This is a genomic window from Shimia abyssi (genome assembly GCF_003014475.1).
Classification (GTDB): domain Bacteria; phylum Pseudomonadota; class Alphaproteobacteria; order Rhodobacterales; family Rhodobacteraceae; genus Shimia; species Shimia abyssi.
On record NZ_PYGJ01000002.1, the window covers coordinates 508000 to 517428 of the forward strand.

Here is a 9429-nt window from a genome sequence, read left to right on the forward strand (position 1 = left end):
ATCTACTATCCCCAAACCTGCTCGAAGATGCGCGAGAAGTTGCCTCCCATCACCTTCTTGACGTCCTCATCGGAATATCCGCGCAACCACATTTCATCGATGATGGCCGCATAGATTTTCGCGGCTTCTCCAATACCAGTTGTTGCCAATTTGTTTACAGCCGCACTAAGCCCGCCATCGTCGAATTGTTCCGGATTTGATTTGCCAAACTCATAAATCTTGGACCAGTCAAAGCCGTCGTCGGAACTTAGTCCAACGTTATCGATGCTGGTCAAATCTCTCATGTAGTCAATCCGATCGACAACGTCTTGAGGGCGGGTGAGTTCTGTCTGGGGGCTGATCATGATGAAGGGCAACATACAAAGGCTGACCACACCGCCGGTATCGGCGACCGCTTGAATCCGTTCATCGGAACTTGTCCGTAGGCGGATTTCTCCTTCGGGATAGCCGGAGTAGAGCGCGTGCGCGGAAGAGTGCGTTTCGATAACGGGCAAGTCGGGTCGCATTTTCTTTGCGTATTCTATGGTACTCAGCGCGGTGGGTTCGCTGGCATGGGACGTGTCAACGAGCACGCCATGCCTTTGCATGGCATCGACGACGGTCTTGCCATAGGCCGAGATCGGCCCTGGACTCAGGACAAAATTCCCGTCCCCTGCGCGCTGACGTTCATTGTAGGCCAAGCCCATTGTGCCAAGGCCCATGGATTTGGCCACAGGCATATAGATGTCCGGCTGGTTGTTAAGAATTTCCGCTGACTGCGAATTCCAGAAGAAGCCATACTTTCCTTCTTCATGAGCCCGTCGGATGTCGCCTGCCGCACGCACCACCATAAAGCGATCATCCGCAGCGATTTTACGCAGGTTGTAGCTTGTTTCACGGGCGAAAGTGTCAAAGTCGTTGATGCCTTGCGCAGTCGTGACACCTGTCGCCGTGATGCCAGCTTCGAGGGCTCTGGTGTAATATTCATCCCACATCTCGGGCCGTGTAGCGGTTTGTTCGAAATTCGCGTTCAACGAGTCGATGGCAACAATTTCCTTCAGGAACTGGGCTGCCTTGTCACTGGACTCCCACACCGGACTATATTCGCTGGCCCATGTCATTTTCCCGCAGGTCGCTGACAGGGCGGCTGCTGCGCCAGCCGTTTTAAGAAATGCGCGTCTGTTTTGCATGGTAAAGTTCTCCCAGTTTCGTTCGTTTCGTTTTGTCAGGTTTTCCCTGTGGCAAGCTGCATTCACCTGCGCGACACTCGATCCAGTGTCGCTTTGTGGATCACGTCGGATGCTATTCTGCTGGTGTCGTAAACTCTGGCACCCGCTTCAGCGCCTCGACCATGTCGGCGCTCGTCATCAGTTCGATGAAGGTGTAGTTCTTAAGAACACCTTGGCTGAGGCGGGCCGCATACATTGCTTGCACCATAGTAGGATCGTCCGGCACCCGCACGGTCACGTAGTTCTTGCCGTCGGCCATGCCCCAAAAATAGCTGATCATCTCGCCGCCCATCGCGGCCATCGCGTCACCCATGCCTTTTCCCCGGTCGGTGGGATTTTCGATCATGATCTGCCAAGCTTCCGGAGACGGCTCTCCGATCCCCAGGTAGTATCGGCTACGAACTTCTTCGGCGCGCACGCCGGTCGCGAAAATCACGGCACCTGCAAGTGCTGACAATAATAGTCGTGTCATTGACTTATCCTTTTCGTTGAGAAGCCGGAGAAGAGAGCGCCCTTCCCCGGCCCAAAAATCATTCCAGCGTGTTCTTGTAGATCACACCGTCTTTCATGATCAGATCGAAGTTGTTCTCGTAGTCGGTCATGACCATCGCGTCCTCGACCGGGTTTCCATCGACCAGCAAGATGTCTGCATAGGCGCCCTCGACAATCACACCGAGCGGGCCTTCGGGATATGGATTGAGTTTGCCTGAAAGAGCCAACAACTCACCGGCCTTCGACGTTGCCTGCATGAGAACTTCGTAGGACGACCATTGTTCGAGACGGTACTTGAACTCATCGTTCTGTTTGGTCAGGGCCACGGGGTCGCCAATAATGTCGGTCGAAAAGGCAACCTTCTCAATCCCGAATTCTTTCAGCAACCGCATTTGGTTTCGCGCCCCGCCCTGAACCTCGAGGAACTTGGGCGCTGCCAACGGACCAAGTGCTTTGGTGACTGTTTCGGCATCCAGCCCAAGCAGCGAGAAAAAGGGCACAACCCAGACATCCGCATCCTTTATTGCCTGAGCTGACACCTCGGTCATCAATTGCGCATGATCGATGCTCTGCACTCCTGCCTCGATGGACCGCAGAATGCTTTCGTCATTGTAGACGTGCACCAAAACGTAGGTATCCCAGTCTGCAGCCGCCTTGACGGCCGCTTCCAGCTCTTCCGGTAAGAATTGAACAGTGTGCAATGGGTCTACGCTGGAAGACACACCACCGCCGGCCATGACCTTGATTTGGGATGCGCCCAGACGCAATGCTTCGCGCGTCGCACGCAGAACTTCTGGGACGCCGTCAGCAAGAAACTCTACGTGCTGGTTGAAAAACGAGGGCGAGGCCCCTTCGAAGTTGGGGTGCGGTTCCGTATAGTGCCTATGCTCGCCATGCCCCGACGTCTGCGAGATCACGGGCCCGGACGGATAGATACGGGGGCCCACGGCCTTGCCGCGGTCGATAGCTTTTTGAAGCCCGATAGCTGGTCCCCCCGCGTCACGGACGGAGGTAAAGCCGCGCAACAGCATTTTTTCCGCTTCGATTGTGGATACGGCGCCCCAGTACATCCAATCAAAATTGTCCCTGAGGTCCGCAACCGGCTCCGTGATCGCCATGTGCACATGGGCGTCAATCAGCCCCGGCATCAGGGTGCGACCTCCACCGTCGATGATCTGGGCGTTGGCAATGGCCAAAGGCTCGATTGAAACCTCCGCGATCAGATTGTCCACAACCAGAACATTGGCGTTTTCAATTAGTGCTTCGTTTACTCCGTCAAAAACATTCACGTTGGTGAACAGTGTTTGGACCGCGGCATCCTGCGCTAAGGAAGTTGACGTCGAGAAGGCAAACACGCTCGCGGCGGCAAGCAAGTATTTTGATACATTCATCTTTCCCTCCCTAAAGGTAAGTTATCCAGTGCGCGGGATGCCGAGGTAAGGTTCACCCCGCGCGACACTCAATCGAGTGTATTCTTGTAGATCACGCCGTCTTTCATGATCAGATCGATGTTGTTCACGTAATCGACAAGGATCGCCGCATCCTCGACCGGGTTGCCTTCGACCAGAAGCAGGTCTGCATATGCACCGCTTTCGATCAGGCCAAGTGGCCCGTCCTTGTAAGGATTTCGAGGGCCTGACATCGCCACCAGTTTCGCAGTGTTTGACGTGGCCTGGACCAAGATCTCATGCGACGTAAACCACTGCTTTCTAAGCTCCAGCTCTTCGTTCTGCCGGGCCAACGCCTCGGACGAGCCAAAGACGTCCGTGCCAAAAGTTATCGTCACACCGCTTTCTCTTGCCAGGCGCATGGATCTGTCTAACCCCTCGACGACGGGGCGTGATTTCTCAACTGTTTCGGGCGGCAGCGCGGCCTGACTCTCGGGTGTGGGCGTGAAAGCCACCGCTTGGGGATTGTAGATCACACCCGCGTCCCGCATCGCGATCATGGTATCGAGTTCCGAGATCAACGTCCCATGGTCGATGCTCCGGACACCGGCCTCCACAGCGCGCAGGACAGAGCGATCCGTATAGGCATGAGCCAAGACATAGGTGTTCCAGTTATCGGCCGCATCGACGGCCGCCCGGATTTCATCGGCGGTGAATTGCGCCGTGTCCAAGGGGTCAAAGGCGGAAGCGACCCCGCCCCCTACGCTAATCTTGATTTGCGTCGCCCCCCGCCGCAATGTTTCGCGGGTATAGGCGAGAACCTCGCTCCGGCCGTCCGCCATGAAGCCCCACCCCGTCTCAAAGGCATTGCGGCTACTTCTGTCGCGCGTATGGCTTTCATTGAACGATCGGAAATCCGTATGGCCGGATGTTTGACTGATAAAGTGACCGCTGGGATAAATCCGCGGCCCGGGAAGAACGCCTTCGTCAATTGCTTTGGCGAGGCCGTAGGCCGGTCCCCCCGTATCTCGCAGCGTTGTGAAACCGCGTAGGAGCATTTTCTCCGCCTCGCGGCCCGCAACAGCACTGAGATACCCCCAGTGCCAGTCGTTCACTGCCTGATAGGGGGCGGTTGGCATCATGATGTGATTGTGTCCGTCGATCAGCCCCGGCATCAGCGTTCGGCCACCGCCATCGATGATCCGGGCATTGGCGACAACCAGCGGTTCGGTCGAGACTTCGGCGATCAGATTGTTGACCACCAGCACGTTGGCGTTTTCGATCCGCGCCTCGTTTACACCATCAAAGACATGCACGTTGGTGAAAAGAATTGGAAAGCCTTCTTCCTGTGCTGCAATTGGCATCGCAGTAAGTCCTGAGATGGCAACTGCCAAAGCGACCGCAATCAATCTAAGCGGCTTGGGTGTGTAGAACTGCAAATCCATAAGCTAATTCCTTTGCTTCCTAAATTTGACTCGTAGATGTATATTAGCAGGGGCCGTAGAATTCTTGCGTTGTCATTTCTGGACAATTTCATTTTTCTCAGTCCAGAAAGGATAACTCGTTGAGCAAGCCGCAGACCGACCAGCTGACACTTCCGGTGATGCAGTCAAAGTTCTTGTCCGAGGTGATAGAACGAGCCTGCAAATCGGGGGCGGATCGCAATAGTGTATTGAAAGGGTGTTTGTTGCGCCCCAGCTTATTCGACGGGACAAGCCAACCCATTCCCAGCGCCTGCGTTTATCTGGCCTCGACAAAAGCTGCGGAGCAGTCGGGAAACCCTTATCTTTGTGCTGAGATTGCGCGCGAATATGATTGGAGCACTGGTTTCGTAGCCCCCGCCACCTTGAGCGATATGCCCAGTTTGGGTGATCTTCTGGTCGCTTGGTTGCAATTTGTGGATGCGGTTCAGGTCTCGATGCACTATCAACTGATCGTTGAAGCCGAACGCGCCTATCTTGTCGGCAGGCGTTTTCTCAAAGCGCCTCAACCACCCGGCCAAGCTGACGCTTGGGACGTTGTTTCATGGTCTGAAATGCTGAAGGCGAGATTAGGCGCAGTGTGGGACCAAAACCATGTTGGAATTAGTGTGTTTGATCCTCAAGCAATCCCAAACGACTTGGTGCCTTCATCTAATGTTGAACAAGGCGATGCTTGGGGGCTGAGCATGTCGTTCCCTTCTGCTTGGCTTATGCAACAATCCCCGTTCCCCAGAAACAGCGCGCCGGACAATGCAGCTGCGCTGCAAGAACCACTGGATTTGGTCGCGTTATTTCGCGTTTTTGATTACTTGGGTTGGCCGGGTTTGGACGGGTTGGCTACCTTTGTGGGCGTTCATCCAAAGGCGCTACAGAGATACCTTGCCAAACAAGGCACGAACGGCGCGGAACTGATTGATCGCGCAAAGATGCATCTCGCAGAACTTTGGCTCCGGGAAGATACTCGCTCCATCACGGAAATCGGACGCGCCCTGGGTTACAAGAATGCCAGCGCATTCACCCGTGCTTGCCATCGTTGGTTTAAATCTTCTCCAGTAAGATTGAGGTGGCGGTACACTTGCGACTAGGGTGAGTACTTCCGAACGCTTCTAAGTGACCAAATTAGAGCTCAAAGAGGCCATTCCTAACATTGTAAACCAAAGTCAGGTATGGGCCGAATCTTCCTCTGTTTCAGGCACTCACCTTACTCGATAAACTTATCCAGATCCCGCCGTGCACGGATCAGATCATTGACCGCATTGCGGGTTTCTGCGGCTTCCCGAGAACGTCCTCCATGTTTCCAGGAAGGATGGGATGAACCCGACATGTGGCCGCCACGGGCGCCATGCATCCTGCAGACACGCCAGCCTCGAACTGCAGGCGCCCTGCAACGCCGCCCTGTGGACTTGGCTTTTGCAACGCATCTCCGTCTTTGTATGGAGCGCATAGCGCCACCAAGGAAGGACTCTCCGGTCTCGTTCGCCCTCCCACCCATGAAATCCGCCAGAGACTCTGTGGAGGCCGCACAAGCGGTCCTAAGGGCAGTTTCTGAGGCTGAAGTGACGCCGCTTGAAGGCGCTGCCGTTATGAATCTCGTAGAGTGTTATGCGCTGACTGGCATGACCAGCGAGCACAAGATGCTGTTTCTCTATGGCACCGGTCGCAACGGAAAGTCAGTGTTCCTCAACACGCTCTTCGATCTCTTTGGAGATTATGCCCGTCGCGCCCCGGCGTCGATTTTCCTTAACTCTAGGTTTGAGCAGCACTCCACTGGTATCGCGGGACTACAAGGCGCGCGTCTCGTCGTCGGCTCTGAGCTGCCAAAGGGCAAAAGCTGGGATGAAGCAACGATCAAGGATCTGACCGGTGGCGATAAACTGACTGCACGCCTGATGAAGCAGGATTATCTCGACTTCGATCCGCAGCTGACGCTCTTCATCGCCGGAAACAACATGCCGTCTTTTGCTGGCATCGACGAAGCAATTCGAGCACGTGTCGTGCTGGTGCCGTTCACTGTGACGATCCCACCCGAGAAACGCGACAAGACGCTGCCGGATAAACTGCGCTCTGAAGCGCCAGCCATTCTGCGGTGGGCGATCGACGGAGCGCTACAATGGCACCAGCGCGGGCTCGATGTGCCGGATAGTATCACCGCAGCGTCCAACGCATATTTCCACGACGAGGATATTCTCGGCCAGTTCCTCGAAGACGAGACCGACGTCGACACCGGCAGCTTCGTCACGAACAGCGCGTTGCATCAGCGCTTCGGGCAATGATGTGAGCAGCAAGGCCTGCAGCCCTGGACACAGCGCACGCTGCAAAAGGAGATGAAGAGCCGTCAATTTGTGAGCACGCGGCGCAACACGGGTCGCGGGTTGCTGCACCTCAAATTGAAATTCGGGTGACGACAGTGACGGAAGTGACGCTTTTCCCTTTATGCGACGTACGCGCGAGACTTCGAAAGAATCTCAGATACGTCCCACATATGCAGAAGCGTCACTTCCGTCACTTTTCCCAAACCAAGGAGAAATGACGATGAGCAAAATTGCGAAAGACAAGCCTCCGAAACATGACCTGTTCACCTTCAGCCAAGACGAAGACGGTGTGTTGCAAGTCAAGCAGCACGGCGAGGATGCCCTAAACAAGATCTTCGGCAGCGAAAGCCCCGCGGTGAATGAAAGCCTCTTCCTTCAAGGCTACATGACGCTCAAACCTTGCGAAGTCGAGGACGGCACCAAAGACATGCGAGGCTTCTTGCCCGCGATCGTCAGAGAGATTGCGCCGCGCGACGGCGTCGAGCGCATGCTGGCGGTGCAGATGGCGACAACCCACGTCGCGCTGATCCGGCAAGGTGGCCGCATGGCGAATGCCGAGCAACTCCCGCAGTTCGAGGCGCACGAACGGGCATACAACAAGCTTGCTCGAACCTACACGTCTCAGGTCGAGGCGCTCCGCAAATACCGAAATGGCGGAAAGCAGACAGTTACCGTGCAGCACGTCAACGTCGAAGATGGCGGGCAAGCCATTGTCGGAAACGTCGACACCCGGGGGAGGGTCGCACATGAAAAGTGACGACAGCCCCATGAGCAAGGCGCATGCAGCGCCAAGATGCACAGCGAAGTCAAAACGAACTGGAGAGCGGTGCAAAGGCCCGGCCGTGAAAGGTTGGACGGTTTGCAGGTTCCACGGTGCCCGCGGCGGTCATGGCCCCGGTAAAGCCAACCCGGCTTACAGGCACGGCATGCGGACGCGGGAATGGCAAGAAATGCGCAAGGCGATCAACGATCTGGTGCGGATGGAGAAGGAGATCGAGGATTTGATCTCCGATTGATTGCGATCTCTCAATGGCGGCTTAGCGTTCCAAACCAGTCATCTGACAAAATGACTCAGGTGACTGCTTCGAGCCCAAAGCTGACTTTTATGGTTGAGACCGAAGTTTACAAATAGTCACTCTCCCAGTCGGATTCGGCGAACTAAACCAAATCTGCTATCCTTGGTTAGAAATTAGGGGAGAAACAAAATGGCGAACGCATTTTCATATGCTTGTAGAGATTGCGATGGCATGGAGGCGTGTCCCGCAAGTGTTGTCGCCCAAACTAAGAACGAAGTTTGGAAACTCATGGAACTTCATGCGCAAGTTGCGCATGACGAAAACCCCGCAGAATGGGATGGTGAAACAAGGGAGTATCTGGCGACATTGATCAGACCCGTGAATGTTTGAAAACTTGTTCTGACCTAGCCGACAGGAGTTCGACATGACACGCACGTTTGCTCAGATGGAAGAAGAGGAGATTTCGGCCGGAGAAGGCATGTCCGCGGAGGCTGCACTCACAATTTTGAAGAGTGACAAAAATGCACTCTTGATCGACGTGAGGGATACCGCGGAAATGGACTCCACCGGCCTCTATCCAAATTCCATTGCTGCACCTGGCCGCGCAATTGCTTGGATGGCAGACCTGGAGAGCGAGTATCGGAGCCCAAAATTGCAGGATCGAACCAAGACCATCTTTACAACTTGCGGAGGGGCTCCAAGCTATCGAGGCGCCGCTGCAGCGAACGTTTTAGCTGCAATGGGATTTAAAAACGCCCGTTTTGTCGATGGTGCAATGGCCGCGCTGATCAAAGCCAGGTCGCCTACACAACAGCCTTGAGTGCCCGCTTTCGCACACTGCGGTCATCAGTAACTCTTGCAGCGAACACCAGTTCTAAGCCCAAATCGGACAGCGTTGTTGCTTACCGAAGCCTTCCGTGCGCATTCTGCTCTACCCACCTCGTGGCCTGAGGAGAACTTCAACCGCTGGAGAGGATACACAATGCCGCAACAAGAGGCCGTGCTGGCAACGCTTGAAGAATACGCAGCAGCTTACTGTGCCAAAGACCTAGATCGGCTTATGGCAATATTCGTGGACGGCCAAGGTATCTCGCTTATTGGAACTGGAGCCGATGAGTTATGCTCTGGGAGAGAGGCTGTCGCTGCTGTCTTCGAAAGAAATTTCAGAGACGCTACAGCCACGCGCTTCGAATGGGACTGGAAGGACGTTGCCATATACAGAGGTGCTGCCACGGTTGCAGTCACCTTGAACATTCACTTGGAAATTGAGGGGGAACCACTTGTAGTCCCTGTCCGTTGGACCGTTTCTCTTGTTGAGGTTTCTAACGAATGGAAATGGGTCCACCGTCATGCCTCGTCGGCGGCAAGCTCACAAGATGAAGGCACAGCATATCCAGCGGGGAGTTGAACTAACCTGCTCTATGTCGGCATTGTCCGGAGGCTGTGTGGAAACTCGGCTGATTGCGATGCCCGTCTGTCTTTACCTGCGTTTTTGCCCGTTTTGGCGTGAGATCGGCATTTCAGCCGACAGA

The 9429-nt window shown here is 55.0% G+C and carries 12 protein-coding genes; 7 read left to right on the forward strand and 5 right to left on the reverse strand.

What is annotated here, in order from left to right; translation table 11 throughout:
• Positions 1 to 5: 5 nt before the first annotated feature.
• From CLV88_RS06475 to CLV88_RS23290, 5 genes are all read right to left on the reverse strand, one after another.
• The gene (locus CLV88_RS06475; RefSeq protein ID WP_106607555.1) at positions 6 to 1169 is read right to left on the reverse strand and encodes a dipeptidase; all 1164 of its coding nucleotides are present in this window, start codon (positions 1167 to 1169) and stop codon (positions 6 to 8) included.
• Positions 1170 to 1281: 112 nt separating this feature from the next.
• Positions 1282 to 1680: a GYD domain-containing protein gene (locus CLV88_RS06480; protein WP_106607556.1), complete on the reverse strand. Its 399-nt coding sequence runs from the start codon at positions 1678 to 1680 to the stop codon at positions 1282 to 1284.
• Positions 1681 to 1738: 58 nt separating this feature from the next.
• Positions 1739 to 3091 carry a metal-dependent hydrolase family protein gene (locus CLV88_RS06485; RefSeq protein ID WP_106607557.1) on the reverse strand — a complete coding sequence of 451 codons (1353 nt, stop codon included), beginning with the start codon at positions 3089 to 3091 and terminating at the stop codon, positions 1739 to 1741.
• Positions 3092 to 3159: 68 nt separating this feature from the next.
• On the reverse strand, positions 3160 to 4533 hold the full coding sequence (locus CLV88_RS06490; RefSeq protein WP_106607558.1) for a metal-dependent hydrolase family protein: 1374 nt from the start codon (positions 4531 to 4533) through the stop codon (positions 3160 to 3162).
• Between the two features lie 97 nt (positions 4534 to 4630).
• Positions 4631 to 4813, reverse strand: a complete 183-nt coding sequence (locus tag CLV88_RS23290) for a hypothetical protein (protein ID WP_243403586.1) — start codon at positions 4811 to 4813, stop codon at positions 4631 to 4633.
• Between CLV88_RS23290 and CLV88_RS06495 the strand changes: the two genes are divergently transcribed.
• The 7 genes from CLV88_RS06495 to CLV88_RS23740 all read left to right on the forward strand — a co-directional run bounded on the left by CLV88_RS06495 (position 4776) and on the right by CLV88_RS23740 (position 9305).
• On the forward strand, positions 4776 to 5654 hold the full coding sequence (locus CLV88_RS06495) for a helix-turn-helix domain-containing protein (RefSeq protein WP_243403585.1): 879 nt from the start codon (positions 4776 to 4778) through the stop codon (positions 5652 to 5654). The genes CLV88_RS23290 and CLV88_RS06495 overlap by 38 nt on opposite strands.
• Positions 5655 to 6152: 498 nt before the next feature.
• The gene (locus CLV88_RS06500) at positions 6153 to 6842 is read left to right on the forward strand and encodes a phage/plasmid primase, P4 family (protein ID WP_165798821.1); all 690 of its coding nucleotides are present in this window, start codon (positions 6153 to 6155) and stop codon (positions 6840 to 6842) included.
• 259 nt (positions 6843 to 7101) lie between these two features.
• Entirely contained in the window at positions 7102 to 7638 is a 537-nt protein-coding gene (locus tag CLV88_RS06505; RefSeq protein WP_106607561.1) for a hypothetical protein, read from the forward strand.
• Positions 7628 to 7897 carry a hypothetical protein gene (locus CLV88_RS06510; RefSeq protein WP_106607562.1) on the forward strand — a complete coding sequence of 90 codons (270 nt, stop codon included), beginning with the start codon at positions 7628 to 7630 and terminating at the stop codon, positions 7895 to 7897. Before CLV88_RS06505 ends, CLV88_RS06510 begins: the two co-directional genes overlap by 11 nt.
• Before the next feature lie 189 nt (positions 7898 to 8086).
• Complete coding sequence (locus CLV88_RS06515; protein WP_106607563.1) at positions 8087 to 8287, forward strand: DUF1059 domain-containing protein; 201 nt, start codon at positions 8087 to 8089, stop codon at positions 8285 to 8287.
• A 34-nt stretch (positions 8288 to 8321) separates the two neighbouring features.
• Entirely contained in the window at positions 8322 to 8717 is a 396-nt protein-coding gene (locus CLV88_RS06520; protein WP_106607564.1) for a rhodanese-like domain-containing protein, read from the forward strand.
• Between the two features lie 162 nt (positions 8718 to 8879).
• Positions 8880 to 9305 (forward strand): nuclear transport factor 2 family protein, encoded by a 426-nt coding sequence (locus CLV88_RS23740; RefSeq protein ID WP_106607565.1) that lies wholly within the window; start codon positions 8880 to 8882, stop codon positions 9303 to 9305.
• The last annotated feature ends 124 nt before the right edge of the window (positions 9306 to 9429 follow it).

What these genes read in the sequence shown, in the direction of transcription:
- CLV88_RS06475 (WP_106607555.1), bottom strand. Translation starts at nt 1,169, where the DNA reads ATGCAAAACAGACGCGCATTTCTTAAAACGGCTGGCGCAGCAGCCGCC.
- CLV88_RS06480 (WP_106607556.1), bottom strand. Translation starts at nt 1,680, where the DNA reads ATGACACGACTATTATTGTCAGCACTTGCAGGTGCCGTGATTTTCGCG.
- CLV88_RS06485 (WP_106607557.1), bottom strand. Translation starts at nt 3,091, where the DNA reads ATGAATGTATCAAAATACTTGCTTGCCGCCGCGAGCGTGTTTGCCTTC.
- CLV88_RS06490 (WP_106607558.1), bottom strand. Translation starts at nt 4,533, where the DNA reads ATGGATTTGCAGTTCTACACACCCAAGCCGCTTAGATTGATTGCGGTC.
- CLV88_RS23290 (WP_243403586.1), bottom strand. Translation starts at nt 4,813, where the DNA reads ATGGGTTGGCTTGTCCCGTCGAATAAGCTGGGGCGCAACAAACACCCT.
- CLV88_RS06500 (WP_165798821.1), top strand. Translation starts at nt 6,153, where the DNA reads ATGAATCTCGTAGAGTGTTATGCGCTGACTGGCATGACCAGCGAGCAC.
- CLV88_RS06505 (WP_106607561.1), top strand. Translation starts at nt 7,102, where the DNA reads ATGAGCAAAATTGCGAAAGACAAGCCTCCGAAACATGACCTGTTCACC.
- CLV88_RS06510 (WP_106607562.1), top strand. Translation starts at nt 7,628, where the DNA reads ATGAAAAGTGACGACAGCCCCATGAGCAAGGCGCATGCAGCGCCAAGA.
- CLV88_RS06515 (WP_106607563.1), top strand. Translation starts at nt 8,087, where the DNA reads ATGGCGAACGCATTTTCATATGCTTGTAGAGATTGCGATGGCATGGAG.
- CLV88_RS06520 (WP_106607564.1), top strand. Translation starts at nt 8,322, where the DNA reads ATGACACGCACGTTTGCTCAGATGGAAGAAGAGGAGATTTCGGCCGGA.
- CLV88_RS23740 (WP_106607565.1), top strand. Translation starts at nt 8,880, where the DNA reads ATGCCGCAACAAGAGGCCGTGCTGGCAACGCTTGAAGAATACGCAGCA.